Origin of the sequence: Burkholderia sp. JP2-270 (assembly GCF_003233675.1) — a bacterium.
Classification (GTDB): Bacteria; Pseudomonadota; Gammaproteobacteria; order Burkholderiales; family Burkholderiaceae; genus Burkholderia; species Burkholderia pyrrocinia_C.
The window spans coordinates 489,638-514,359 of record NZ_CP029826.1; the positions used below are offsets into that span (position 1 = coordinate 489,638).

The window sequence follows — 24,722 nt, forward strand, 5'->3', positions numbered from 1 at the left end:
CGGTATTTCGGTACGAAGCAGGAGCCGATCCAGGACGTGCCCCAAAAAACGACGCGGTGAACGATGCCGAACGCGCGATACCGCAAAATCCGGATACTGCTTGCACCGAACACTTCACATGACCATGGATCACCAGACAACCCGCGGAGTCTCCGTTACCGGCCGCACGCTGGATCGCGCCGAATTGCTGCTGCTCGTCGAAGGCTCGCCGGCGCCTCTTCATCTGGAGGACTGCGACCTCGAAGGCGCGGACCTGTCGCGCGTGGATTTGCGAGGCGCGCGATTCGAGCGATGCGCGCTCGCGGAAGCGTCGTTCGTCGGCGCAACTCTGGCACAGACAGCGTGGATCCGGTGCCGGGCCCGCCAGGCCAGCTTTGCATCGTCGGATCTCGAGGACGCCGTGTTCCAGTCATGCGATCTCAACAATACGAGCTGGCGTCGCAGCAAGCTCGGATCGGCCCGCTTCAAGGAGTGCCGGCTGACCGGCGCCGATTTCGAGGAATGCAAGTCGCTCGGCCTCGAATTCGAGAACACGTTGCTGGTCGGCGCGAGCCTGCGGCGCTTTTCATTCCGGAAGACCCGCCTCGTGGCACTCGACTTCTCGGACGCCGATCTCGCCGGTGTGGACTTTCGCGACGCCGTTTTCGAAGGCGGCAGCCTGCGCAATGCGCATCTGAACGATGTCCGGTTCGACGGTGCCGACCTGCGCGACGTGGATCTCAGCGGTACGCCCAAACTGCTCGCGTCCGGCGTCCTTCGCGGCGCGACCGTCTCCTATGACCAGGCGGCGATGCTGATCGAGAATCTCGGGATTCGGGTCGCGTAAGGGTCACGCGGGGTCCCACAGACACGTTCGCGCCCGGTTCATCGCCGCGCGGCGGCGCAGGTCGCAAGCCGTCGAAGCCGATCGGGCGAACTATCGCAGCGCCTGCGCCACCTGCGCCCGCTCCGGCGCAAACGCGTCTTCCACGAAGCGGATCACGTCGTCGAGCGACGACGTGCATGCGGCGCCGGCCGCAAGCTCCCGAAACGCGCCATCCGGACCGAAGCAGACGAGCGGCTTGCCCCAGCGCCGCGCGAGCGAAATCTCCTCGGCCGTGCCGTGCCCGCCCGGCAGCGCGACGATCAGGTCGCTGCTCAGCACGTTCACGTAGTTGCGGTTGATCGTCCGCGGATCGGCGCCCGGCTCGCGGCGCGGCAGCGGCGTGAGGATCGGGATGTCGACGAACGGATGCGGATAGCCGTCGAGCGGCACGAAGCCCGCGAGCGGATCGGCCTGCGTCGGCAGGATGCCGATCGATCGCCCGGCCCGCCCCGGCACGCCGGCGAACGCGCGCGCGACCGCCAGCATCACGCCCTGCCCGCCGCCCGTCAGCAGGTTGAAGCCGGCCTGCGCGATCCACGCGCCGAGCGGTTCCGAGAACGCGAGCCACGGTTCCTTGCCCGAGCCCATCACGCCGATCGTTCTGTTCTTTGCTTGCATCGTGGTTTCCGGTGATGTCGTTGCGACGGGTGCGATCGCATCGGGTTCCGACCGCAAGCGGGCCCACGCCCGCCGCGCTCATTCGAGCTCGACGCCCTTGAGCTCGGGAATCAGGAACAGCGTCGCGACCATGTCCAGCACATAAAGGCCGGCGAGCAACGCGATGGCCGTCTGAAACGAGTAGTGCGCGGCCAGTGCGCCGACCGCGACCGGCCCGAAGCCGCCGACCGCGCGGCCGATATTCCACAGCACGTTCTGCGCGGTCGCGCGTGCGGCCGTCGGATAGCCTTCGGACATCAGCGTCCCGTAGCCGCCGACCATCCCGTTGACGAACATCCCCATCAGCGCGCCGGCCCACAGCATCGCCGTCGGGTCCGACAGCCGCGCATACGCGATGACAGTCGCGACCGAGCCGAGCTGGTACAGCAGGAACGTCGGCTTGCGCCCGATCCGGTCGGCCAGTTGCCCGAACACCCAGACGCCGATCATCATCCCGACGACGGTCGCCGCGGTCCATAGCCCCGATTTCGTCAGCGAGAAGCCCATCTGTTTCGACAGGAAGGTCGGCAGCCAGATCATGATCCCGTAGTAGCCGAAGTTCTGGACCGAACACAGGATCACGATGCCGAGGCTCGTGCGCGCGGTGCGGCCGTTGGCGACGAGCATGCGGAACGCGTTGGACTTCGGCTGCGCCGCGCGCTGCACGAACGCTTCCGGCTCGTGCAGCTTGTTGCGCATGACCCATGCGAGCAGCGCGGGCAGCACGCCGACCACGAACATGCCGCGCCAGCCGATGTGGAGCAGCAGGAACGGCGTCAGCAGCGCGGCCAGCAGCACGCCGGCCTGCCAGCCGAGCGCGACGTAGCACGACACGCGTGCACGCTTGCTCGCCGGCCAAGCTTCGGCCGCGAGCGCCATGCCGATCCCGAACTCGCCGCCCAGCCCGATGCCCGCGATGGTGCGGTAGACCAGCAGATCCCGGAAGTCGCGCGCGAACGCGCACAGGCCGGTAAAGATCGCGAACAGCAGGATCGTCCAGGTCAGCACGCGCACGCGCCCGTAGCGGTCGCTCAGCGCGCCGAACACGATGCCGCCCGCGACGGCGCCGATCAGCGTCCACGTGACCAGCGCGCCGCCCTGCCCGGGCGTCAGTTGCAGCGCCGCCGTGATCGCGGGCAGCATGAAGCCGAGGATCAGCAGGTCGAAGCCGTCCATCGCATAGCCGATCGCCGACCCGGCCAGCGCTTTCCACGCGTACGGGCCGACCTGCTCCGCGCGCGGGGCCGACGAGCCGTCGAGCGCCGGGGATTTGATGTTTGCTGCCATGGTGTCCTGCCACGAAAGTCCGGCGACATTCTAAGGCCTGTGCCCGCGCATGACGGGCCGGCGAACGTGCCGATGCGCGGCGGCGCGGGTGTGCGTCACCCCCGCTCCCGTCCGTCATGGGCGCATGGTCGACGACTATTCAGGATGCGCCGCGCGCCCGCTTTCCGGGACGGAGAGCGGGAATCGGCGGGCGATGGACGGGAAAGCGGCGATCCGGTGTAAGCGGCAAGACCGGCGATGTCGCGATCAGGCCGGACACTGAACAAAAGACATTGTGCTGGCCGGGTGGTGCCGGCCGGCCCGCGCGTGCGAACCGGACGGCGCCGCGGCGGGCTTCAGCCCTGATCGTCCCCGGGCCACCAGGTCTTGGCCTCGCGGTCGACGACGAGCGTGTCGAGATCCTTGCCTTCGAGCCATTTCGGCCGCGGGCCGCGGCCCGACCACGAGCGGCCGGTCGTCGGATCGTAGTACTTGGCAGGCGCCTTGCGTTTTCGCTGGACGATATAGCCGAGCGCGCTCAGCACTTCCTGCTGCGTAATTCCCAAAAGCTCGACCTGTTCCTTGAAGGCCGCGAGCGCGGCCTGCTTCTCCTTCTGCTTTGCGTCCGACAGCTTGATGTTCAGGTCCCGAAGTTGTGCTTCGAGTTCCTGCAGGGCCTGGGTCATGTATTCATCCTCTTTGGGCATGTTTTTGCAAAAAAATCCAATGGCCGAACCTACCACGAAGTTCCGCCGATCGGTGCTGTCATATATGCGAATCGATTGCCCGAGCCGGCTTGGTTTGCGCGACGTGCACGAAACGACGTCGCGCGTCAAAAACAGATCGGGTCGGGGCGGCAACGCGCGGCACGCTGCGTACCAATGCACGGCGAACGGCTGCGGCAGGTCATGCGCCGCACCTGGCACCGGCGCGGCATGGCGCGAATGATAGCAGTGCGCGTCGTCGTGTTGCACGAGTTGCGGGCCGGAGCCTGAACGACGTGCCCGACGTGCCGTTTGCCGGCCGAAGCCGATCCCTGCCAGGACGCCTTACCGGCCGACGCCGTCGGCGTCCCACGCGATCCGGTCGAACAGCGCGCGCAGCTTCGCGCCGCGCGCCGCGTTCAGCGCCGCCGCATGCGCGACGCGTCCGGCGAGATGCGCGCGGAAATCCGGGTGTGCGTCGCGATTCTGCGACGCCGGTCCGCGCCGGATGCAGTTGGTCAGGATGGCCTTCAGGAGATCGAACTCATCGCGCGCCAGATTCGGATGACGATTGACGACCACGCCGGCCAGTTGCTGCCGCGTGCCGCGCCGCATGACGCGGGTCTTGCGCAGTTGCAGCGCGAAGCCCTCCTCGAGGGCGATCGCGGCGACTCTGACCTGCAGCCGCTCGATTTCGCGCGCGAGCGCGCCGCCGCCCGAAAACGCGAGATCGTCGGCATAGCGCGTGTAGGTCGCATCGAGCGAACGCGCGAGCGCGGCGAGCCGCATGTCGAACCGGAAAGCCCCCAGGTTCGCCAGCGCCGGCGACGTCGGCGCGCCCTGCGGCAGATGCCGGTTGCGGTAGCGCTGACGGCCGATCCAGTCGAGCCGGTCGCGCAGGTCCGGCGCGAGCAGCCGCGCCGACGGCACACGGTTGGTGCACAGCCCGGTGAGCGTGCGCGCGACTTCGACCGGATACCCGAGCGTGACGAACAGCGCATGGACCCGCGCGGCGCGCACCGACACGAAGAAATCCGCGAGATCGAAGCGGACGACGACGTCGCGATCCGCGTGCGGCGCCGCAAACGACACGATCCCGTGCCCCTTGCGAAAGCCGTGTACCGCGCCGTGCGGCGCAATGCGATCGAGCAGCCCGTGCAGGATGCGGCGCTGCGCTTCGCGCAGCCGTCCCTTCGGGATCTCGACCACGCGGCACCCGCCGCTGCGCTTGTCGATCGCAACGTACTTGTAGTGATGCAGCGGCGTCGAGCCGCCGCGTGCGTCGACGCGCCAGTGGTCGGACAGCCAGTCGAGTTCCGGCACGCTCACGCCGAGCCAGCCGGCGAGATCGCCGGGCGTCGCCCATTGCGGCACGTCGCAGCCGGCAAGCGGCGCCGGCAACGGTTGCTGGACCGGCGGCCGGCGCACGACGCGGATCACCGCCGGCCGGTCGTCGCCGTACCATGCGCGCACGAATCCGGGCGCGTCGGCTACGACCGCCGCGAGCGCGTCGATGTCGGCGTCGGCCCAGTTCGAGCCGAAGCGCGCGAGCACGACATCCGCGGTTTCGTGCGCCCACGGCGGCGCGGCGCCGAGTACGTCCGCCATCCGGGCAACGACGCCGCCGCGTTCGGGCGAACCGGCCAGCATCGCTTCGGCAATCACGCGGACGGTATCGAACAGGGACGCGTACATGGCAATCGATGGGCGGGACGATGAGTCAACGTGGCCGGTACTGCGAGAGCAGTCGTTGCGCGGCGCGCAACCCGCGCTCTTGCGACGCATCGGGGTGTCGATCTCATCCACGGGGTAGCCCCGTAGTCCTGGAACATCGGCTGCCTGTTCCGGGCGTGTGCTTGACCCACCGCCCCGCGTCGGGACTTTAAAGGCCGGGAAGGCGGGATGTCAAACTCGGCGGGCAGACCCACGCCGCCGCTGCGCGCGCGAGTTCGACGAAGTCTTCGAGCCATTTCAGTTGCATGGCTTGGCTCCCGGGTGCGCGGTGACGTGCTGCGCGGTGTTTGCGATTCGCACTTGCGGCGAATCGGCAGGCCGGCGTCGGGCATGTGCCGCAGGCCGCCGGCGGCGCCCGTTCCTACGGCACCTGCGGCGCATTGCGCAGCACCGTGCGCAACGCGATATCGAACGGCGTCGCGTAATCGATCCCGAGTTCGCGCACGCGCGATGCATCCAGATGGCAGTCGTACGGGCGCGGCGTCGCATCGGTCGGCTTGTCGATCGGCGCGAGCGATGCGTCGATGCCGAGCGCGGCCGCGATCCGCTGAGCGATGTCGTACTTCGTCATCGGCTCCTCGCCCGACCAATGACGGATACCCGTGATGGACGCGTCCGCGAGATGACGCAGCGTCAGGTCGCGGATGACCTGCGCGACGTCCGGCGTGTAGGTCGGATAGCGGATCGCCCATGCATCCATGCCGACCGCGTCGGCACCCGGGCGCGCGGAAGCGACGATCGCGGGGACGAGGCTCGTGACGGCCGATTCGCTCCAGTCGGCGATCGGGCCGTAAAGCAACGGCACGCGCAGCACGCACGACAGCGGCGATGCGGCGAGGAGCGCAGCTTCGCCTTCCAGCTTCGTGCGACCGTAGATGTTCAGCGGATTCGGGGCGGCGTCTTCACGGTACGGCGCCGCGTTGCCGTCGAATACGTAGTCGGTGGAGATACCCAGCGTCCATGCGCCGTATCGCGCGGCGAGCACGCCGATGCGGGCCGGCGCATTGACGTTGATGGCGCGCGCGGCGGCCGGGTCGCGTTCGCAGACGTCGGGGCGGCGTTCGGCCGCGCAGAGGATGACGGCGGCCGGTTTGCGGGTTTCGAAGAGGTGTTCGAGGGCCGGCTGGTCGAGCGCGTCGAGTCGGGCGATGTTTTCCGGGGGCAGCGTGAGAAGTTTTGCGCCTGCGCTTTGCGGGTTCCGGATCGTCGCGAGCAGCGTCAGCGACGATTCGCGGGCCAGCGACGCGGCAACCGCGCGGCCGAGCAGGCCGGAGGCGCCGATGACGAGGACGGTCGGGAGTTCGGTCGACGAAGTTGGGCTTGGCATGGGCGGCGATTCGGGTGACGTGGGGAGGCGCGAGACCTGTTCGTCCGGAGGATAGCGGAAAAGGGGCGCATCCACCGCCAACGAAAACAAAGCCCGGCACGCTTGCGCGCACCGGGCCCGTCACACCGCACCGAACCTTCGCGCTGCCTTACTTCCGGTCGAGCGAATACCGCCCCGGCCCGGTCAGCGCGAGCAACAGCAATCCGCCGATGATGCTGACGTTCTTGTAGAAGTTGATCATCGCAATGTACTGGTCCATTCCCTGCAACGCCCAGTAGCGATGGCCGATCAGCGCGGTCGCGAGCGTATAGGCGGCGAACACCAGCGCAAGCGGACGCGTATAGAAGCCGATCGCGATCAGCAGGCCGCCGGCCAGTTCGACCGCCACCGCGATCACGGCCGCCAGTTCCGGCGCCGGGGTTCCCGTCGACGCCATGTACGCGACCGTGCCCGAGAAGCCATTCAGCTTCTGCCAGCCGAACAGCACGAACAGGATCATCAACAGCACGCGAGCCGCCAGCAGCAGCTCGTCCTTCTTCGACTCCAGCGAAACGTAACGCATAGCAATCACCCTTGAATTGACGGTTTGATGCATCCGGCGCCGATGCGCGCCGAATCGGCACGCCAGGTCGGCAACGGACCACTCCTCGCGCAATCGGACAGCGGACCGGACGGCCCACCGCCGAAGAATCCGTCCGGTTGCGCCGTTTCTGGCGCGCTCCGGATCGGTTCTGGCGAAGCACGGGTGCAGTCTACTGTCTCACCACAAATCATCAATCACCCGAAAAGCGATTCGCCGTCTCTTTTTAGTGGACAATCAGACGCAACAAGGCCATGACAAAGCGGCTGACCGGGCAGCGCAGCCGATTTCCGGCCTCGTGCAAATCGCTCCGTCCTCGTGTTTCAGGGTCAGAAAAACTGTTCCACTTCTTCCGGGCCGCCTCATTTAATTGATATTGTTTTCGCCCATTGACACATGCCGGCCATAACGATTCGTCTCGATAGTTATTTGTCGAAACGTTCTATGCGCGGTTCATCCGCAATGGCTTCAGCATAAGAATGCGATCGTCTTTACAGTCAGCCAGTGATCTTTTTTCGATCAAAGATGCGTGGATCTGGAATGAAAATTGGTAACCTAGAAAGGTTCACGCACGTGCGGCCCGAGATCTCATGCAGCGGGAAATCGCTTACCTTACAGTGTTTACGGCTCGATACCGACCAGGCATGACGCCGGCTCCCCGCAGCCGCTCCGCCTGATGTTTAGCGGCGTGAACGAAAAATTCCTCCTCAAGCATTCACGCTTTCAGCAAGTTTTAAACCCCCAGCAAACACTGCAACAAATACAATTAAAATCATGTGCTTACTATGAAAAATATAAAATCGCCATCGCGCACCTTCCCGTTCACCTGTCACCTACAATTATTACAAAAAAATTACTGATTGATGCCGGCTTAAATATACGATGGCGCACCGATTCGTTCTTGCGTTTCCCCGACGCCTCCCGTGAACCCAGGAATGCGTCGCGCGGGAGGCAGCGGCCGACTGCGCGGCACGCCATCCCGTCGCGCGCCGCATCCGTTATTGCGCTGCGATCCGCCGGCGGAAATGCTCGGTACCGGCCACGATCTTGTCGAGCACCGCATCGAGCGCCCAGAATCGTTCGCGCACGTCGTAGTCGATCGCGCGGCATTTGATCGATCCGAAGGTGCCGATCCGCTGATGGTAGAGCTTCGCCAGCGCCGGGTAGCCCAGCGCTTCCGACACCGCCGACACGACCAGGAACGTCGACAGCTCCTCGGCCAGCGCCGGGTTCGCGTCTCCTTGCGTGCGCAACCATCGGTAGAGATCCGGATGGAAGTTGGTGAACACGCCGTTGAAGCCCGCGGACCCCGCCTTCATCGCGTCCCACGCAATCGCGGCGTTCGCGTTCAGGATCTTCAGCGGCGATCCCGCGGCGAGCGCGACCCGCCGCTTCACCGTCTCGAGGTCGCAACTCACGTCCTTGAGCATCACGAACCGGCCCGTGTCGATGCACGCACGCAGTTCGTCGTCCGAAAGAAGCCGCCGGTAAGGCGCCGGACATTCATACAGGCCGAGCGGCAGATCCGACGGCAGGCGTGCGAGCAGCCGGTGCAGATGGTCGAGCAGCGCGGCGCTGCCCTTGCGCTGCGGATCGAGCCGGTTGGTCACGAGCACGACGCCCTGCGCACCCGATTCGGCCGCCGCGCACAGCTCGGCGACCTGCGCGTCGAGATCGTCGCTGATGTGCCCCGATGCGACGACGGGCACGCGCCCGGCCACCCGCTCGACCACGAAGCGCGCCAGTTCCGCGCGTTCGGCAAGACTCAGGAACTGCATCTCGCTCGATTGCGCGACCGCGAACAATGCATCCGCGCCGTGCGCCAGATACCATTCGATGAGCCGCTCGAGCCCCGCGAAGTCGATCGCGCCGGCGTCGTCGAACGGCGTCAGCATCACCGGTACGATCCCCTCGATGGTCACGTTCGCTTGCTGCTGGTGTTGCATCTGTTTCTCCTTCCTTCAGTGAATGCGTGGTTCAGGCCGGCAACGGTCCGTGCGCGGCATTCGCCGCCTGCTCGGGAATCGGCTTGCGCACCAGCAGCAGGTAAGCCATCGCACCGGCGAACGCGATCGCCGCGGCGGTCAGCAGCGCGGGCACGAACGACCACTTCTGCGCAATGATGCCCGTCAGGATCGGCGCAAGCGCGCCGCCGATGAAACCGCCGAAATTCTGGATCGCGCCGAGCGATGCGACACGGCTCGGCGGCGCGGCCGCCGTCGCGAGCGCCCACGAAGAGGCCGACGCCGCGTTGGCAAGGAAGATCACGACCGAAATGCACGCGAGCGCGACCGTGTTGCTCTGCACGAGCGCGGCCGGGATCGTGAACGCGACCATCCCTAGCATCGCGACCACCACCGCATTGCGCCGGCTCACGACCGGCGAACGGCTGCGACGCGTGACCACGTCCGACAGCCAGCCGGCGACCAGCGAGCCGACGAACCCGCACAGGAACGGCACCGACGCGGCGAATCCGGTGCGGATCAGGCTCATGTGCCGCTCCATCGTCAGATAGCCGGGCAGCCAGGTCAGGTACACCCAGTTCAGGTACACGGACCCGAAAAACCCGATCAGCATCCCCCAGGTCGTACCGTGCGAGAACAGGCTGCGCCATTCGCCGAAGGTCAGTTTCGGCGCCGCGACGCTGCTTTGCGCATCGGCATCGAGATAGCTGCGCTCGTCCACCGTCAGTTGCGTACGCACCGGGTCGCGATACAGCGCAAACCAGACGATGGCGACGACGAGACCCGCTGCGCCCGTCGCAATGAACGCCCAGCGCCAGTCGAACGACGCGACGAGGATCGACAGCAGCAACGGCGCGAGCGCGGTACCGAGCGGCGACGCGGCGTTGAAGATCCCGGTGGGCGTGCCGCGCGCGCGCAGCGGAAACCAGTTGCTCACCACCCGCGCGGCCGACGGGAACTGCGGCGCCTCGCCGATGCCGAGCACGATGCGCGCAACGATGAACCAGCCGAAGGTAGACACGATGCCGCCGGCCGCCTGCGCGATCGACCAGACGATCAGCCCGATGCCGAGCAGCCGGCGCGGACCGATGCGGTCGACGAGCCCGCCGACCGGAAACTGGCACAGCGCATAGCTCCACGAGAACGCCGACAGCAGCAGCCCCATCTGCGAGAGCGACAAGCCGAGATCGCCCCGGATCGCCGAGCTAGCGACAGCCAGCGTGCCGCGATCGAGATAATTGACGATCCCGCTCGCCATCAACAGCGCGAGCGCGATGCGTTGCCCCCGCCGGATACGCGGCGGCGCGTGCGGAACAGTCTGGTTTTCGCTCATTACGTTTGTCTCCATGTCTCCGGTATCGGCCGGTTCCGGCCATTCCGTCGCTTGCGGAATTCAGGCATCCATACGTGTCACTTCTTCGCGCGTCGGGATCGAGGTCTGCGCGCCGCAGCGCGTGACGCTGATCGCGGCCGCACGCTGACCGAAGCCGATCGCGTCGTCCATCGACGCGCCGTCTGCGCGGGCGGCCGCGAACCCGCCGACGAACGTGTCGCCGGCCGCGGTCGTATCGACGGCCGTCACCGACATCGCACGATGGCGGCCATTCCCAGCGCTGCCGCGCCAGCACACGCCGCGCGCGCCGAGCGTGACCAGCACGTTGCCGACGCCCTTCGCACACAGCACATCGGCGGCGCGCACGGCCGACGCATCGTCGCCGACGGCGATGCCGGTCAGCGACTCGGCTTCGGTTTCGTTGACGACGAGGTAGTCGACTCGCGCCAGCAACGCGTCGAACAGCGGCTGCGCAGGCGCGGGATTGAGCAGCACCGGCGTGTGGTGCGTACTCGCACAGGCAATCGCGCGCGCCACGGTCGCGACCGGCACTTCTAGCTGGCACACGAGCAGCGCCGCCCCGGCGATCGTTTCGCGCGCCGCGTCGATCCGGTCGGCGTCGAGGCACGCATTCGCGCCGGGCACGACGACGATGCTGTTCGCGCCGCCGTCGTCGACCGTGATCGCGGCAACACCGGTCGCCGTGCCGCCGATGCGACGCAGGTGCGTCACGTCGATCCGTTCCGCCGCCAGCGCACCGTGCAGGCGCGCGCCGAACGCGTCGTCGCCGACGCAGCCGATCATCGCGACCGACGCCCCCAGACGCGCGGCCGCGACCGCCTGGTTCGCCCCCTTGCCGCCGTGAACGGTCTGGAATTCAGTGCCGAGCAGCGTCTCGCCCGACACCGGCAGGCGCGGCGCGCGCGTGACGAGGTCGATGTTCACGCTGCCGACGACAGCGATATGCGGTGAACGGGCGCTGTTCATTTTTGAATGTAATCGCTTACATTTGAGATGGCCAAAACGGCCGGGAAGGCCGTCGTCGATGAAAATTTCGCGATGCGGATGAAGTATGCGTCTGACATAATATGGAGCAGCATCAAGATAGCGCTTACATTCTCACAGGATCGAATCGGGATGCAAGCGGGACCGCCATGAATCGAGGGTAAACAATGACGCTTTTGACAGCACGCGGCGTAGACAACACCGCCGCGTCGGGAGACGGCCGATGAGCAGCACGCCCCCGTCCCGCGGCGGCGCGTCCCGTGCGCGCCGCGGCAGCGGCCGCTCGGTGCTCAGCGATGTCGCGAAGCTGGCCGGCGTGTCGACCGCGACCGTCTCGCGCGTCTACAACGATCCCGGCAAGGTGTCGGCCGACGTCCAGCAGCGCGTGCGCGACGCGGCGCGCGCACTGAACTGGATTCCGAATGCGGCCGGCCGCGCGCTCGCGTCCACGCGCACCCACATCACCGGCGCGATCATTCCGACGCTCGACGACCAGGTGTTCGCGTCGCAGGTCGCGGGCATGCAGACCGTCATGGCGGAGCACGGCATCACGCTGTTTCTCGGCTGCTCGAACTACGATCCCGCGCAGGCGCTGGCGCAGGTGCGCGCGATGCTGTCGCGCGGCGTCGAAGCCGTGTCGCTGGTCGGCGAAGCGTATCCGCCCGAATTGTTCGAACTGCTTGCGATGCACGGCGTGCCGTACGTCGTCACGTACGCATATCGCGACGACAGCCCGCACTGCTGCATCGGCTTCGACAACCGAGCGGCGTTCGCGCGGCTCACCACGCACCTGCTCGACCTCGGCCACCGCGATTTCGCGATCATCATGCAGCCGTCGGCCGACAACGACCGCGTGCAGGCTCGCCTGCGCGGCATTCACGACACGCTTGCCGCGCACGGGCTCGCGGTGCGCCCCGTGCATCAGCACGAAGGCGCGGCCACGATCGCGTTCGGGCGGGCGAGCCTGCGCGCGATCGCCGACAGCGATGCGGCGACGCGGCCGACGGCCGTGATTTGCGGCAACGACGCGCTCGCGCTCGGCGCGTTGCTCGAGGCGCAGGCGCTCGGCATCGACGTGCCCGCGCAATTGTCGATCACCGGGTTCGACGACATCGCGATCGCGCGCGAAATCCGGCCGCCGCTGACGACGATGTGGGTCGACACCGATGCGATCGGGCGGCAGGCCGCGCATGCGTTGCTCGATGCGCTCGAGAACGGCGCAACGGGGCCCGGTCGAGCGGTCATGCCCGAGTTGCGCATACGGGAATCGGCCGCGCCGCCGGCGCCGGCTCGCGCATCGCGCAAGAAATGAACACGCGTCGGACGGCACCGGCCGCCCCGCGCACTCACTGCATCACGTCGATCGGCAGCGTCTTGTCGAGATTGTCGTGCCACGCCTGGATGGTCTTCGGCACGGTTTTCTTCCACGCCTGCGCGTTCGAGTAATAACGCATCCGGACCTTGTTCTGCGCGTCGAACACCAGCAGCCCGATCCACAGATCGGTGCCGCGGCTCATCACGATCGCCGCGTTTGTCGTCGCGATGCCGCGCACCCAGTAGGACTTCACGCGCGCGTTCAGCCCGTCGAGATCCTTTTCGTCGACGCTGTAATTGATCATGTCGACGAGCGTCGGGTAGTCGGCGCCAAGCAGCTTGTGCGCGGTCGCGTTCTGCGTCGCGTCGGTCACGACCTTGAGGCTCAGCAGGTCGGCCTGCGGCTTGGCCTGGAACTGCGACGCGGTCACGTAGTCGCCCGCGTAGACAACGCCCGCGCCGGCGCCGCAATCGAAATCACCACCCTGCTGCGTGACGTGGATGCGCCCGCTCTTCCGGTCGAAATCGAGCCGGCACTTGTCCTTGCGATAGGTGCCGCTGTCGCCGTGCAGCACGATGTCGCCGTCGAGCCCGCCGGTATTCGCGCCGTTGTTGGCACTCAATTCGAAATGCAGCCGAGGTGCGGTGCCGGTAAATTTCAGCACGCCGCCAAACGACGGGTTGCCGCTCGTCAGGTACCAGGTCTGCTGCCAGCGGTCCGCGGCGAACGGCGTGCCGTTCAGGCTCGCGAGCCGTTCGCGATAGCGGTCGCCGACGCACGGCGCGTCGGTGCCGCACTGGTCGCGCTGCTTGAGCCACTTCAGCTGCGCGGCCTTCAGCGCGGCCGTATCGCCGCCTTTCGCGAGCGCCTTCTTCCACGCCGCCGCCAGGTCGCCGTCGAGCTTCGATAGCGCGGTGTCGGCGCAGATCGTCTTCTCGGTCGGCGAAGCGGCCTTCGCACAGTCGAAGCCGGCCGCATGCGCGGCGATCGGCAACAGCGTCAGCAGCGCGGCCGCCGCGATCGATCGCAGGTGCGTGTACCGCGCATCAGATGCGGGAATCGCGGCTTGCCCGCGCGCGTTCGATCGGTTCTGGATAGTCATCGGCTTGGATCGTCGCTGGGTCGCGCACCCGTAGAAGCTACCTGCGCGCGACATTCGAGGTAAAAACACCCGGCCCGGCAGGCGGCGCATACCGTCGCCCGCCGCAGCGTAACCCGAATGCGCGATGCCGATCAATCGACGATCGATGCCGACGCAACCGTCCCGGCGGCCACGCTGCATTGCACGATGCCGTCGTGCAATGCGGCTTCCACGGATGCAGGCCAGTCGGCCGCCTCCCAGATGAAGGTGCAATCTCCGCTCATGACGCGGAGATGACCCCATCGATTCGCCGCGCGGCTTAATATTCTCCGCAATTCCTGCGGTGAATAACGCCTCTATTCACCGCACGCCGCCCGCTACCGCCGCCTGCCCGCCCCGCCCTTCGCCACCGGCGCAGTCTCGCCAAGCCGTTCCGCGAGAAATCCGATGAACGTGCGCAGCGTGACGAACCCTTCGCGATGCTGCGGAAACACCGCATTGAGCGTGATCGGCGACGGCGCATACGCGTCGAGCACCGGCACGAGCGCGCCGCTGTCGAGCGCCGTGCCGACGATGAAGTGCGGCAGCAGCACGATGCCGAGCCCCGCGATCGCCGCGTCGCGCACCACTTCGCCGTTGTTCGCGACGAGCGGCCCCTGCACGTCGAACGTGCGCGCCGCGCCATCGACGCGGAATTCCCAGCCGACGCGCCGCTCGCGCCCGTACAGCAGGCACGTGTGGCCGGCGAGATCGGCCGGCGTCTCGGGCGTGCCCTGGCGCTTCAGATAGGCGGGGCTCGCGCACGCGATCATCCGCCACGCGCCGAGCGGGCGCGCGATCAGCGTCGAATCCTCGAGCGAGCCGATCCGCAGCACGAGATCGAAGCCCTCGCCGATCAGGTCGACGCGCCGGTCGGTCAGGTCGAGGTTCAGCCGCACGGCCGGATGCGCGGACAGGAATTCGGCGATCAGCGGCGACACGTGCGTGATCCCGAACGACAGCGGCGCGCTGATCTTCAGCGACCCGTGCAGCTCGGTGCTGCGCACCGACATCGCCTGCTCGGCGTCGGCGATCTCGGCAAGGATCCGCTGCGCCCGCACATAAAACTCCTGCCCCGATTCGGTCACCGCGAGATTGCGCGTGTTGCGGTGCAGAAGCCGCACGCCGAGCGACGCCTCCAGCGCCATCGTGCGCCGGCTGACGAACTGCTTGGACAGCATCAACTGATCGGCCGCCGCCGTGAAGCTGCCCGCGTCGACCGTCGCGACGAAGATCCGCAAGTCGTTGAGTTCCATATTGTCCACTCCATAGCGACAGACATTATCCCTGCAGCCATTTATTTGTCAAATCGATTGACCTAAGATTCATCTCAACGAACGGCCGGACCCACTTCCGAGGCCCGGCGACTTCAAGGACAGAAATCATGATCGAAATCCGTGCAGCAAACCAACGTGGCCGTGCGGAGCATGGCTGGCTCAGCTCCCGTCATACGTTTTCGTTCGCGAATTACTACGATCCGAAGCAAGTCGGCTTCTCCGACCTGCTCGTGATCAACGACGACCGCGTCGCACCGGGCCGCGGCTTCGGCACGCACCCGCACCGCGACATGGAGATCCTGTCGTACGTGCTCGATGGCGCGCTGGAACACAAGGACTCGATGGGCACCGGGTCGGTGATCGTGCCGGGCGACGTGCAACTGATGAGCGCGGGCACGGGCGTTCGCCACAGCGAGTTCAACCACTCGCCTGACGCGGGGGTCCACTTCCTGCAGATCTGGGTCGGGCCGGCCGAAAAGGGTGCCGAGCCGCGTTATCAGCAGACGAATGTCGCGGCCGAGGACAAGCGCGGCAAGCTCACGCTGGTCGTGTCGCCGAACGGCGACGGCGGTTCGCTGAAGATCCGGCAGGACACGCGGATCTACGCGGGCCTGTTCGACGGCGATGAACGCGCTACGCTGGAACTGGCGCCGGACCGCTTTGCCTACGTGCACGTTGCACGCGGCAGCGTGACGGTCAACGGCGTGACGCTCGGCGAAGGCGACGGCGCGCGCATCCGCGGCGAACAGGCGCTGACGCTCGCCGACGGCAACGATGCCGAAGTGCTGGTGTTCGACCTGCGCCCGGTCGAAGTGACGGCCGAGTGGGCATAACGCCCGTTCGGGAAACCGGGCCCCGCCGAACGCGGGGCCCTTTTAATCGGAGATTCGCATCATGGCCAAGGTACTCGTTCTTTACTACTCGTCCTACGGGCACGTCGAAACGATGGCGCAACACGTCGCGGAAGGCGCAAAATCGGTGCCCGGCGTCGAGGTCGCGCTCAAGCGCGTGCCCGAAACGATTCCCGTCGACCAGGCCAGGGCGATCGGCGTGAAGGTCGACCAGGCCGCACCGGTCGCCACGGTGGACGAGCTCGCCGATTACGATGCGATCATCTTCGGCACGCCGACCCGTTTCGGCAACATGGCCGGCCAGATGCGCACGTTCCTCGACCAGACCGGCGGCCTGTGGATGAAGGGCGCGCTCGTCGGCAAGATCGGCAGCGTGTTCGCGTCGACCGGCACGCAGCACGGCGGCCAGGAAACGACGATCACGTCGTTCCACACGACGCTGCTGCACCAGGGGATGGTGATCGTAGGCGTGCCGTATGCGTGCAGCGGGCTCGTCAACATGAACGAAATCACCGGCGGCACGCCGTACGGCGCGACGACGCTCGCAGGCGCGGACGGCAGCCGCCAGCCGAGCGCGAACGAACTCGATATCGCCCGCTACCAGGGCAAGCACGTCGCGGAACTCGCGAGCAAGCTCGCGTCGTAACGCGTCGCACCCTCCGGGGATCCGCCGGCCGCGCACGGTCCGGCATCCCGGAAAACCGCACACGAACGGACGGCGCCGGGGCAACCCGGCGCCGTCCGTTCATGCGTGTTTGCCGCCCGTTACTGCCCCGAAGCCGGCGCGGCGGGCGCCGCCTTCGTCGCGGGCGCCTTCTGCACGGCGTTCTGCGGATAATTGCTCTGGTCGTTGGTCAGCCGGTAACCGCTGCCGGTGCCGATCGCCTTCAGGTCCGACGCGTGGCGTGCCCGGGCCGCCTTGCGCGCCGCTTTCTTCTGCGCCTTGTCGAGCTGCTTCTGCGTCGGCGCGGACGCCGGATCCTGCGCGTATGCCGCCGGCGCGGCGGTCAACAGCAGACCGAACGACGCCGTTACTGCTGCTGCCACTGAAACCACGCGAGACTTCTTCATGGCCGGATCTCCTTGTCGATTGTTGGTTGTGGGTCGAATATCAGCGCGCACGCGACGGCTTGCGACAACGGCGCCGATGCAACGTTAGCCGATCGCTGCGCAAATGTCCGTGTGCGTTCCTGAATTCTCCTGATAACGACGGCGATACGTGCGCGCCGCGCACGCCGTCGTGTCGCCATGTCGTCCGCGCCCATCAGGGAAACCGATAGCCCGGGGCACCCTGCGCTCAGACCCAGCGCGACAGCACCGGCAGCAGGATCGGCACGACGAACGCCGTCAGCACGCCGTTCAGCCCCATCCCGAGCCCGGCGAACGCGCCGGCCTCCTCGCTGACCTGGAACGCGCGTGCGGTACCGATCCCGTGCGACGCGACGCCGAGCGCGAAGCCGCGCACGGCCGGCTCGTCGATCCGCAGTGCGTTGAGGATCCCGCGCGCGCACACGGCGCCGAAGATCCCGGTCGAGATCACAAGCACGGCGGTCAGCGACGGAATGCCGCCGATCTCCGCGGCGACGGCCATCGCGATCGGCGTCGTCGCCGATTTCGGCGCGAGCGACGCGATCGTCTGGTGCGATGCGCCGAACAGCGCGGCGATGCCGACCGCCGACACGATCGCGGTCAGCGAGCCCGCGAGCAGGCCGACGAGCAGCGGCAGCGCGCTGCGCCGCAGCTTCGACCACTGCCGGTACAGCGGCAGCGCGAGTGCGACGGTCGCGGGGCCGAGCAGGAAATGGACGAACTGCGCGCCTTCGAAATAGGTCGGATACGGCGTATGCGTGATCGTCAGCAGCAAGACGATCAGCGCGACCGCGATCAGCACGGGGTTCGCGAGCGGGTTGAAGCGCGCCCGTGCATAAACGGCCTGCGCGAACAGATATGCGATCAACGTGATGGTCAGGCCCAGCAGCGGGCTCGCGGCGAGATAGACCCAGATCGCGCCGAGTTTCGGGAAGGCCGTCATTGCGTGCGCTCCGCGGTGCCGTCCGCGCGGCGCTGGCGCCGCAGCAGCGCACGCGTGACGAGCGCCGTCACGGCGATCGCGAGCGTGGTGCTCACCGCCAGCGCGACGACGACCGCCACTGCATCGCCGCGCACGCGGTCGGCCGACACCATGATGCCGACGCCGGCCGGCACGAACAGCAGCGACAGGTGGCGCAGCAGCTCGAGCGCGGTCGGCTCGATCGCGTCGGCCACCTGCGGACGCAGCATCACGAAGCCGAACAGCAGCAGCATGCCGATCACCGGGCCCGGCACCGGCAGGCCGAACAGATAGGACACGCCTTCCCCTAGACACTGGAAGACCAGCAAGACCGCGAACGCCTGCAGCATGAACCGCTTCTCCCGAAGGTGGCCGCGAGTCCGCGCGGCCGCCGGGCCGGCGGCTTGCGGCGCCGGCGTGAACGATATGCGCGATCGTACCAACAATGCCTGCGAGCGGTCGCGACGGCGCAATCGCATGATCGCGCGAGCCCGGTTCGGCCGTTTCAATCCGGTCGGATCAGCCAAGAGATCGGGCGGAACCGGGCGAGACGAAGGAGAGCGATAGCGCAACGGTCCGGACGCGACTGGTGTCGTCTTTCACCGCGCCTGTCGTCCGTATGCAAAAACGGCGGGCATAAGCCCGCCACTTCGTCTTTCGCATTCGAATGCGTTCTTTCGAATTCGAATGCCACCCGCCACGTTACTTCAGCCGTGTCGCGATTTCATTCGCCAGCGCCTTCGTCGCGGCCTTCGTCGGTGCATCCGCAGCCAGCGCGTTCAGCAGACCGAAATCGTGAATCGTGCCGTCGTAGCGCGTGGTCGTCGCGTCGACACCGGCCGCGTCGAGCTTGCGGCCGTACGCTTCGCCTTCGTCGCGCAGCACGTCGAACTGCGCAACCTGGATCAGCGCGGGCGGCAGGCCCTTCAACTGCGCGGTGCTCGCGCGCAGCGGCGACGCGTAGATGTCGTTGCGTTGCGCTTCGTTCTTCGTATAGGCGTCCCAGAACCACTTCATCATCGGCCGCGTCAGGAAGTGCCCCTGCTGATACGCGTTGTACGAGCCCGTATTGAAGTTGTGGTCTGTGACGGGCCACATCAGGCCCTGGAAGCGGATCGCGGGGCCGCCCTTGTCCTTCGCCATCAGCGACACCACGGCCGCCATGTTCCCGCCGACGCTGTTGCCGACCACCGCGAGGCGGCCGCCGTCGACGCCGATCTCCGCGCCGTGCGCGGCTACCCACTTCGTCGCCGCATACGCCTGGTTGATCGCGACCGGGTAGCGCGCTTCCGGCGACGGCGTGTAATTCACGAACACCGCGACCGCACCCGATTGCACGACGAGATCGCGCACGAGGCGTTCATGCGTCGGGAAGTCGCCGAGAATCCAGCCGCCGCCGTGGAAGAACATGAACACCGGCAGCGTACCCGTCGCGCCCTGCGGGCGAACGATCGTGATCGGCACCGACAAGCCGTCCTGCTCGATCGTGCGGTTCGACACGTCGATACCCGACAGGTCGACCTTCGCGCCGTTCTGCGCGTCCACCAGCACCTGGCGCGCCTTCGCCGGGCTCAACGTCTCGAGGCCGGGGCCCTTCTGGCCGTTCAGCGCAGCGAGGAACCCGCTCGTCGCCGCGTCGGGACGGACGGCTTCGGCGCCCGCTGCAAATGCGGTGGACGCGGTGGACAACGCGGCTGCAACAGCGGCGGCGATCAGCAGCGGCTTGACGATCTTCATGACGAAACTCCTTGGCTTAACCGGTGAATGGCGATCAATGGTTCGTAGTACGTTCGATCAGACAAGCGTCAACGTGACGTCGATGTTGCCGCGCGTCGCGTTCGAGTACGGGCAGACGACGTGCGCGCGATCGATCAGCGTTTGAGCGGTGTCGCGATCGAGGCCCGGCAGCGAGATCTTCAGTTCGACTTCGATGCCGAAGCCGTTCGGGATCGCGCCGATGCCGACGCTGCCTTCGATGGCGGCATCCGCGGGGATCGCGATCTTGTCGCGGGCCGCGACGAACTTCATCGCGCCGATGAAGCACGCGCTGTAGCCGGCCGCGAACAGTTGCTCGGGATTCGCGCCTGCGCCGCCCGCGCCGCCGAGCTCACGCGGCGTGGTCAGCTTCAGGTCCAGGCCGCTTTCGGGCACCGTGGCACGGCCGTCGCGGCCGCCGGTGGCTTTTGCATGGGCGCGGTACAGCACTTTTTCGATCGACATGACAGACTCCTTTTCAATCAGTGAGTGAAACAGCCTTCCAACCCGGGACCGCGTGCCGAAAGCCTTGCCGCCGGCGTCACGCTTGTTTATCTACCCATAGATAGATAAACATCCCCCAAAAATGCAGGCGGGCGATCCACCTGCTCCGATAATCTATCTACTAAAAGATAGATAACAAATCCCAACAAAAGGCGGCGAACCGCCTGACTGCTTGCCCCGTCCGTCAGGACCGGGTTTTCCAGACGGCCTCGACATCCTCGAGACGCGCCCGTGTGTGAAACAGCCGGCTGGCCAGCACGCTGCCCTGGAACGCCGCATACAACGTGCGCGCCGCCGTTTCGGGCTTGCCGCTGAACTGCAGCGTGCGCTCCTTCGCGCCCTGCGCCAGCAATTCCGCCAGCCAGTTCTCGTTGGCCTTGAAGAATGCCTGCACGGCCTGCCGCACGTTCTCCGGCAACGATTCGATGTCGGCCGCGAGCATCCCGCACAGGCAGATCTGGTTGCCGTCGCCGAGCGTCCGGCCGAACAGCTTCGTGTACAGGCTCAGCTTCACGTCGGCCGGCAACGCCGGATCGATCGCCCGCATGGCCGCGAGGACTTCGTCGCTATACGCCGCTACGGCTTCCAGCACGAGGTCGTCCTTCGACGGGAAGTAGTAGTGGATGCTCGACGTCTTCACGCCCACCAGGTCGGACAGGTCTCGATAGCTGAAGCCGTTGTAACCGCGCAGCATCATCAGCGTGATCGCGTGGTCGAGAATCTGTTCGCGGACGGTCGGTTTCGTTTCCATGGATCGAACTTTATCTACTCATAGATAGACGGTCAAGCACTTTTTTTGGGGCGGAATGAAAAACCTCGAAAAACCGGAAGCGCGGGCACACGCCGCCCCGGCCGCTGCTGCTTACAACCGGCCTGCAGCCCGATCGAATCGATGCGACACTCGCAGCCAGGCGAAGCGACCACGACGCAATCGTCGGTCGGATGTGCGCGCCAGCGCCCCGACATCGCGTCGCGCCCGGCACCTGCATCACCGGCCCGCCCGCTTCGTCGGACCGTATAAGGAGAACAGTCGATGTACTCGTGGTTTGAACGGCGCCTGCCGACTTTCCCGCTCGAAGATCCCGTCACGCCGCCGAAGGGATTCTTCTCGTTCGTCTGGGCGTGCACGAAAGGCGCACGCAGCTGGATTCTGCTGATCGCGCTGACATCGGCCGCGCTGGCCGCGTACGAAGCCGCGCTGTTCGCGATGATGGGGCGCGTGGTCGACTGGCTGTCGTCGGCGGCGACGCCGGCGGAATTCGGCGGCCGTCACTTCGGCACGCTTGCCGGTTTCGCGGCGATCCTCGTCGGCAGCGCGCTGCTGATCGCGCTGCATACGATGGTCAAGCACCAGGTGCTCGCGATCAACTTCCCGATGCGGCTGCGCTGGCTGTTTCATCGGCTGATGCTCGACCAGAGCCTGTCGTTCTATGCGAACGAGTTCGCGGGCCGCGTGACGACCAAGATCATGCAGACCGCGCTCGCCGTGCGCGATGCGCTGTTCATGTCGGTCGATGTCGTGATCGGCGTCGCCGCGTACCTGATCGGCATCCTCGCGCTCGCGGCGAGCTTCGACTGGCGGCTGATGATTCCGCTCGCACTGTGGGCGCTCGGCTACGGCGCGGCGTGCGCGTTTTTCGTGCCGCGCCTCGGCGCCGTCGGCAGCCGGCAGGCCGACGCGCGCGCGCTGATGACGGGCCGCATCACCGACGCGTATTCGAACATCACGACCGTGAAGCTGTTCTCGCATACGCGGCGCGAAGCCGACCACGCACGCCGTGCGATGGAAGCGTTCAAGGCGACCGGCGACGCGCAGATGCGGCTCGTCAGCGCGTTCGAGATCGTCAACCACCTGCTGTCGACGCTGCTGCTGGTCGGCTCGACCGGCCTCGCGCTGTATCTGTGGATGCATGGCGAAGCGAGCGCGGGCGTCGTCGCGGCCGTGATCGCGATGGCGCTGCGCCTGTCGAGCTATTCGCACTGGATCATGTGGGAGATGACCGAGCTGTTCGAGAACGTCGGCACGATCCAGGACGGCATCAACACGCTGACGAAGGTGCGCAGCGTGGTCGACGCCCCCGATGCGAAGCCGCTCGTGGTGCAGCGCGGCGGGATCGTGTTCGACAACGTGCAGTTCGCGCACGAGGACAACGACCGCGCAGTGTTCGACGGGCTGAACCTGACGATCCGGCCGGGCGAGCGGATCGGCCTGATCGGCCGCTCGGGCGCCGGCAAGTCGACGCTCGTGAACCTGCTGCTGCGCTTCTACGACGTTGGCGGCGGCACGATCCGGATCGACGGGCAGGACATCGCGCACGTGACGCAGGACAGCCTGCGCAGCGCGATCGGGATGGTCACGCAGGATACGTCGCTGCTGCACCGGACGATGCGCGAGAACCTGCTGTACGGTCGCCCCGATGCAACCGAGCGCGAAATGCAGGACGCGGCCGTGCGCGCGGAGGCGTCCGAGTTCATCGACCGGCTGCGCGATCGCCACGGGCGCAGCGGCTACGACGTCGAGGTCGGCGAGCGCGGCGTGAAGCTGTCGGGCGGCCAGCGGCAGCGTGTCGCGATCGCGCGCGTGATGCTCAAGGACGCGCCGATCCTGGTGCTCGACGAAGCGACCAGCGCACTCGATTCCGAAGTCGAAGTCGCGATCCAGCGCAGCCTCGACAGCCTGATGAGCGGCAAGACGGTGATCGCGATCGCGCACCGGCTGTCGACGATCGCGGCGATGGACCGGCTGATCGTGCTCGACGAAGGGCGCATCGTCGAGGAAGGCACGCACCAGCAACTGCTGCAGGCGGGCGGCATCTATGCGGCGCTGTGGGCGCACCAGAGCGGCGGGTTCCTCGGCGAAACGGCGGAGACGGAGGGAGCGGAGCAATAGGCCGCCGTGTCGAAACTCCAGGCGTCGTGCCCAACAGCGCGGACGCCTGAAACGGCGTGTCCCTGCCGCATCGGTTGCCAACACAACGATACGGCGATACACCGAGCGGCGCGCCGACCAATCGCGAAGCCTTCGCGCCGCCTCATAACGATTCGAAAATTTGTTGGTTCCCTTGACGATGCGCTGTCCGTATCGTTCACCGACTCGTCAGACAAATCGACCAACAGGGGAATCCGACCATGAAACGAATCCGCTCATTCGCACTGCTCGCGCTGCCGGCCGCGCTCTGCGCCGCCGGCGCGCATGCGCAAAGCAGCGTCACGCTGTACGGCATCGCCGACGCAGGCATCGCCTACGTGCACAACGCGCGGAACGCGAGCGGCGGCAACGCGTCGAGCCTCGTCAAGTTCAGCAGCGGCAACCTGTCCGGCAGCCGCTGGGGGCTGCGCGGCATCGAGGATCTCGGCAGCGGGCTGTCCGCGCTGTTCCAGCTCGAGAACGGCTTCAACATCGGCACCGGCGCGCTCGGCCAGGGACAGCGCGAATTCGGCCGCAAGGCCGTCGTCGGCCTCGCGAGCAGCACGTACGGCACCGTGACGCTCGGCCGCCAGTACGATCCGGTCGTCGATCTCGTGCAGGGCCTCACGCAGGACAACTACTTCGGCGGCGTATTCGCGACGCCGGGCGACCTGGACAACTACGACAACAGCCTGCGCGTCAGCAACTCGGTGAAATACACCAGCCCGCTGATCTCGGGCTTCCAGTTCGCAGCGCTGTACGGCTTCGGCGGCGTCGCGGGCGCCACCGGCAATGGCCGCACGTACAGCTTCGGCGCGAGCTACGCGAACGGCCCGCTGTCGCTCGGCGCCGGCTTCTTCTACGCGAACGGCGGCTCGACCGTCGCCAACGGCGTGCGCACGTGGTCGAGCAGCTCGGACACGCTGTTCAACACCGTGATCAACCAGGGCTTCTCGAGCGCGAAGTCGATCCAGATCGTGCGCGTCGCCGGCCAGTACGTAGCCGGGCCGGCGACCTTCGGCCTCGCGTATTCGAATACGCAGTACGGTGCGGACACGCTGTCGGCATTCAGCCAGAACGCGAAGTTCAACAACGGTTCGGCGTTCTTCAACTGGCAGTTCTCGCCGGCGCTGCGCGCGGGCGTCGGCTACAACTACACGTCGCTGACGGGCCCGGCTTCCGCGCACTACAACCAGGTCAACCTCGGCGCGGATTACGCGCTGTCGAAACGCACCGACCTGTATGCGCTGTTCGGCTATCAGAAGGCAAGCGGCAACACGCTCGACGCGAGCGGCGCGACCGTGAAGGCCGCCGCGTCGGTCGGCTCGTACGGCGTGAACTCCGGCACCGATACGCAGGAACTCGCAATCGTCGGGATTCGCCACAAGTTCTGATCGCGGCGTCGCATCGCGACAGCCACGCAGGCGCGCACCATGATGCGCGCCTGTGTCGTTTACACGGTCTGCGTTTCCGTTCAAAACGCTCAGCTTAGCCTAGCGTTCGAACC

General features: G+C 66.7%; 23 protein-coding genes. 6 read left to right on the forward strand and 17 right to left on the reverse strand.

The features are described from left to right. Positions 1–118: 118 nt before the first annotated feature. Positions 119–826, forward strand: a complete 708-nt coding sequence (locus DM992_RS34870; RefSeq protein ID WP_239511525.1) for a pentapeptide repeat-containing protein — start codon at positions 119–121, stop codon at positions 824–826. Positions 827–916: 90 nt separating this feature from the next. Here the strand turns inward: DM992_RS34870 and DM992_RS34875 are convergent, their stop codons facing one another. The 9 genes from DM992_RS34875 to rbsK all read right to left on the reverse strand — a co-directional run bounded on the left by DM992_RS34875 (position 917) and on the right by rbsK (position 11,417). Next, complete coding sequence (locus DM992_RS34875; protein ID WP_111020817.1) at positions 917–1,483, reverse strand: DNA-binding protein; 567 nt, start codon at positions 1,481–1,483, stop codon at positions 917–919. Positions 1,484–1,561: 78 nt separating this feature from the next. Further along, entirely contained in the window at positions 1,562–2,809 is a 1,248-nt protein-coding gene (locus DM992_RS34880) for an MFS transporter (RefSeq protein WP_111020818.1), read from the reverse strand. A gap of 335 nt (positions 2,810–3,144) precedes the next feature. Then, positions 3,145–3,474: an H-NS histone family protein gene (locus DM992_RS34885; protein ID WP_034182616.1), complete on the reverse strand. Its 330-nt coding sequence runs from the start codon at positions 3,472–3,474 to the stop codon at positions 3,145–3,147. Between the two features lie 363 nt (positions 3,475–3,837). Continuing rightward, a complete protein-coding gene (locus DM992_RS34890; protein ID WP_111020819.1) occupies positions 3,838–5,187 on the reverse strand; it encodes a reverse transcriptase family protein in 1,350 nt (449 codons plus the stop codon). Positions 5,188–5,587: 400 nt separating this feature from the next. Next, positions 5,588–6,553 (reverse strand): SDR family oxidoreductase, encoded by a 966-nt coding sequence (locus DM992_RS34895; RefSeq protein ID WP_111020820.1) that lies wholly within the window; start codon positions 6,551–6,553, stop codon positions 5,588–5,590. A gap of 148 nt (positions 6,554–6,701) precedes the next feature. Then, a complete protein-coding gene (locus DM992_RS34900; protein ID WP_111020821.1) occupies positions 6,702–7,115 on the reverse strand; it encodes a DoxX family protein in 414 nt (137 codons plus the stop codon). 1,016 nt (positions 7,116–8,131) lie between these two features. Further along, entirely contained in the window at positions 8,132–9,079 is a 948-nt protein-coding gene (locus DM992_RS34905) for a dihydrodipicolinate synthase family protein (protein WP_111020822.1), read from the reverse strand. Positions 9,080–9,110: 31 nt separating this feature from the next. Further along, on the reverse strand, positions 9,111–10,430 hold the full coding sequence (locus DM992_RS34910; protein WP_111020823.1) for an MFS transporter: 1,320 nt from the start codon (positions 10,428–10,430) through the stop codon (positions 9,111–9,113). A 60-nt stretch (positions 10,431–10,490) separates the two neighbouring features. Next, positions 10,491–11,417 (reverse strand): ribokinase, encoded by a 927-nt coding sequence (gene rbsK, locus DM992_RS34915; protein WP_111020824.1) that lies wholly within the window; start codon positions 11,415–11,417, stop codon positions 10,491–10,493. 241 nt (positions 11,418–11,658) lie between these two features. Between rbsK and DM992_RS34920 the strand changes: the two genes are divergently transcribed. Then, the gene (locus DM992_RS34920) at positions 11,659–12,747 is read left to right on the forward strand and encodes a LacI family DNA-binding transcriptional regulator (protein ID WP_111020825.1); all 1,089 of its coding nucleotides are present in this window, start codon (positions 11,659–11,661) and stop codon (positions 12,745–12,747) included. A 34-nt stretch (positions 12,748–12,781) separates the two neighbouring features. On the opposite strand, the gene DM992_RS34925 is transcribed toward DM992_RS34920, so the two are convergent. Beyond that, the gene (locus DM992_RS34925; RefSeq protein WP_111020826.1) at positions 12,782–13,852 is read right to left on the reverse strand and encodes a lysozyme inhibitor LprI family protein; all 1,071 of its coding nucleotides are present in this window, start codon (positions 13,850–13,852) and stop codon (positions 12,782–12,784) included. 356 nt (positions 13,853–14,208) lie between these two features. Further along, positions 14,209–15,126, reverse strand: coding sequence for a LysR family transcriptional regulator (locus tag DM992_RS34930; protein ID WP_111020827.1), 918 nt, complete (start codon positions 15,124–15,126; stop codon positions 14,209–14,211). Positions 15,127–15,254: 128 nt separating this feature from the next. Between DM992_RS34930 and DM992_RS34935 the strand changes: the two genes are divergently transcribed. Next, positions 15,255–15,980, forward strand: coding sequence for a pirin family protein (locus tag DM992_RS34935; protein ID WP_111020828.1), 726 nt, complete (start codon positions 15,255–15,257; stop codon positions 15,978–15,980). Positions 15,981–16,041: 61 nt separating this feature from the next. After that, complete coding sequence (gene wrbA, locus DM992_RS34940; RefSeq protein ID WP_111020829.1) at positions 16,042–16,644, forward strand: NAD(P)H:quinone oxidoreductase; 603 nt, start codon at positions 16,042–16,044, stop codon at positions 16,642–16,644. Between the two features lie 119 nt (positions 16,645–16,763). On the opposite strand, the gene DM992_RS34945 is transcribed toward wrbA, so the two are convergent. The 6 genes from DM992_RS34945 to DM992_RS34970 all read right to left on the reverse strand — a co-directional run bounded on the left by DM992_RS34945 (position 16,764) and on the right by DM992_RS34970 (position 21,058). Further along, positions 16,764–17,069, reverse strand: coding sequence for a hypothetical protein (locus tag DM992_RS34945; RefSeq protein ID WP_072440397.1), 306 nt, complete (start codon positions 17,067–17,069; stop codon positions 16,764–16,766). Between the two features lie 226 nt (positions 17,070–17,295). Continuing rightward, positions 17,296–18,030: an LrgB family protein gene (locus DM992_RS34950; RefSeq protein WP_111020830.1), complete on the reverse strand. Its 735-nt coding sequence runs from the start codon at positions 18,028–18,030 to the stop codon at positions 17,296–17,298. Continuing rightward, the gene (locus tag DM992_RS34955; protein WP_111020831.1) at positions 18,027–18,398 is read right to left on the reverse strand and encodes a CidA/LrgA family protein; all 372 of its coding nucleotides are present in this window, start codon (positions 18,396–18,398) and stop codon (positions 18,027–18,029) included. Before DM992_RS34955 ends, DM992_RS34950 begins: the two co-directional genes overlap by 4 nt. A 352-nt stretch (positions 18,399–18,750) precedes the next feature. Further along, the gene (locus DM992_RS34960) at positions 18,751–19,785 is read right to left on the reverse strand and encodes an alpha/beta hydrolase (RefSeq protein ID WP_111020832.1); all 1,035 of its coding nucleotides are present in this window, start codon (positions 19,783–19,785) and stop codon (positions 18,751–18,753) included. A 57-nt stretch (positions 19,786–19,842) separates the two neighbouring features. Beyond that, complete coding sequence (locus DM992_RS34965) at positions 19,843–20,268, reverse strand: organic hydroperoxide resistance protein (RefSeq protein WP_034182523.1); 426 nt, start codon at positions 20,266–20,268, stop codon at positions 19,843–19,845. 223 nt (positions 20,269–20,491) lie between these two features. Continuing rightward, positions 20,492–21,058 carry a TetR/AcrR family transcriptional regulator gene (locus DM992_RS34970; protein ID WP_111020833.1) on the reverse strand — a complete coding sequence of 189 codons (567 nt, stop codon included), beginning with the start codon at positions 21,056–21,058 and terminating at the stop codon, positions 20,492–20,494. A gap of 282 nt (positions 21,059–21,340) precedes the next feature. Between DM992_RS34970 and DM992_RS34975 the strand changes: the two genes are divergently transcribed. Both DM992_RS34975 and DM992_RS34980 read left to right on the forward strand, forming a co-directional pair. Further along, on the forward strand, positions 21,341–23,197 hold the full coding sequence (locus DM992_RS34975; RefSeq protein WP_111020834.1) for an ABC transporter ATP-binding protein: 1,857 nt from the start codon (positions 21,341–21,343) through the stop codon (positions 23,195–23,197). Positions 23,198–23,436: 239 nt separating this feature from the next. Next, the gene (locus tag DM992_RS34980; RefSeq protein WP_111020835.1) at positions 23,437–24,609 is read left to right on the forward strand and encodes a porin; all 1,173 of its coding nucleotides are present in this window, start codon (positions 23,437–23,439) and stop codon (positions 24,607–24,609) included. Positions 24,610–24,722 lie beyond the last annotated feature (113 nt).

Excerpts from the sequence above, each read along its gene's own strand:
- DM992_RS34870 (WP_239511525.1), top strand. The coding sequence starts at position 119 with ATGACCATGGATCACCAGACAACCCGCGGAGTCTCCGTTACCGGCCGC.
- DM992_RS34875 (WP_111020817.1), bottom strand. The coding sequence starts at position 1,483 with ATGCAAGCAAAGAACAGAACGATCGGCGTGATGGGCTCGGGCAAGGAA.
- DM992_RS34880 (WP_111020818.1), bottom strand. The coding sequence starts at position 2,809 with ATGGCAGCAAACATCAAATCCCCGGCGCTCGACGGCTCGTCGGCCCCG.
- DM992_RS34885 (WP_034182616.1), bottom strand. The coding sequence starts at position 3,474 with ATGACCCAGGCCCTGCAGGAACTCGAAGCACAACTTCGGGACCTGAAC.
- DM992_RS34890 (WP_111020819.1), bottom strand. The coding sequence starts at position 5,187 with ATGTACGCGTCCCTGTTCGATACCGTCCGCGTGATTGCCGAAGCGATG.
- DM992_RS34895 (WP_111020820.1), bottom strand. The coding sequence starts at position 6,553 with ATGCCAAGCCCAACTTCGTCGACCGAACTCCCGACCGTCCTCGTCATC.
- DM992_RS34900 (WP_111020821.1), bottom strand. The coding sequence starts at position 7,115 with ATGCGTTACGTTTCGCTGGAGTCGAAGAAGGACGAGCTGCTGCTGGCG.
- DM992_RS34905 (WP_111020822.1), bottom strand. The coding sequence starts at position 9,079 with ATGCAACACCAGCAGCAAGCGAACGTGACCATCGAGGGGATCGTACCG.
- DM992_RS34910 (WP_111020823.1), bottom strand. The coding sequence starts at position 10,430 with ATGAGCGAAAACCAGACTGTTCCGCACGCGCCGCCGCGTATCCGGCGG.
- rbsK (WP_111020824.1), bottom strand. The coding sequence starts at position 11,417 with ATGAACAGCGCCCGTTCACCGCATATCGCTGTCGTCGGCAGCGTGAAC.
- DM992_RS34920 (WP_111020825.1), top strand. The coding sequence starts at position 11,659 with ATGAGCAGCACGCCCCCGTCCCGCGGCGGCGCGTCCCGTGCGCGCCGC.
- DM992_RS34925 (WP_111020826.1), bottom strand. The coding sequence starts at position 13,852 with ATGACTATCCAGAACCGATCGAACGCGCGCGGGCAAGCCGCGATTCCC.
- DM992_RS34930 (WP_111020827.1), bottom strand. The coding sequence starts at position 15,126 with ATGGAACTCAACGACTTGCGGATCTTCGTCGCGACGGTCGACGCGGGC.
- DM992_RS34935 (WP_111020828.1), top strand. The coding sequence starts at position 15,255 with ATGATCGAAATCCGTGCAGCAAACCAACGTGGCCGTGCGGAGCATGGC.
- wrbA (WP_111020829.1), top strand. The coding sequence starts at position 16,042 with ATGGCCAAGGTACTCGTTCTTTACTACTCGTCCTACGGGCACGTCGAA.
- DM992_RS34945 (WP_072440397.1), bottom strand. The coding sequence starts at position 17,069 with ATGAAGAAGTCTCGCGTGGTTTCAGTGGCAGCAGCAGTAACGGCGTCG.
- DM992_RS34950 (WP_111020830.1), bottom strand. The coding sequence starts at position 18,030 with ATGACGGCCTTCCCGAAACTCGGCGCGATCTGGGTCTATCTCGCCGCG.
- DM992_RS34955 (WP_111020831.1), bottom strand. The coding sequence starts at position 18,398 with ATGCTGCAGGCGTTCGCGGTCTTGCTGGTCTTCCAGTGTCTAGGGGAA.
- DM992_RS34960 (WP_111020832.1), bottom strand. The coding sequence starts at position 19,785 with ATGAAGATCGTCAAGCCGCTGCTGATCGCCGCCGCTGTTGCAGCCGCG.
- DM992_RS34965 (WP_034182523.1), bottom strand. The coding sequence starts at position 20,268 with ATGTCGATCGAAAAAGTGCTGTACCGCGCCCATGCAAAAGCCACCGGC.
- DM992_RS34970 (WP_111020833.1), bottom strand. The coding sequence starts at position 21,058 with ATGGAAACGAAACCGACCGTCCGCGAACAGATTCTCGACCACGCGATC.
- DM992_RS34975 (WP_111020834.1), top strand. The coding sequence starts at position 21,341 with ATGTACTCGTGGTTTGAACGGCGCCTGCCGACTTTCCCGCTCGAAGAT.
- DM992_RS34980 (WP_111020835.1), top strand. The coding sequence starts at position 23,437 with ATGAAACGAATCCGCTCATTCGCACTGCTCGCGCTGCCGGCCGCGCTC.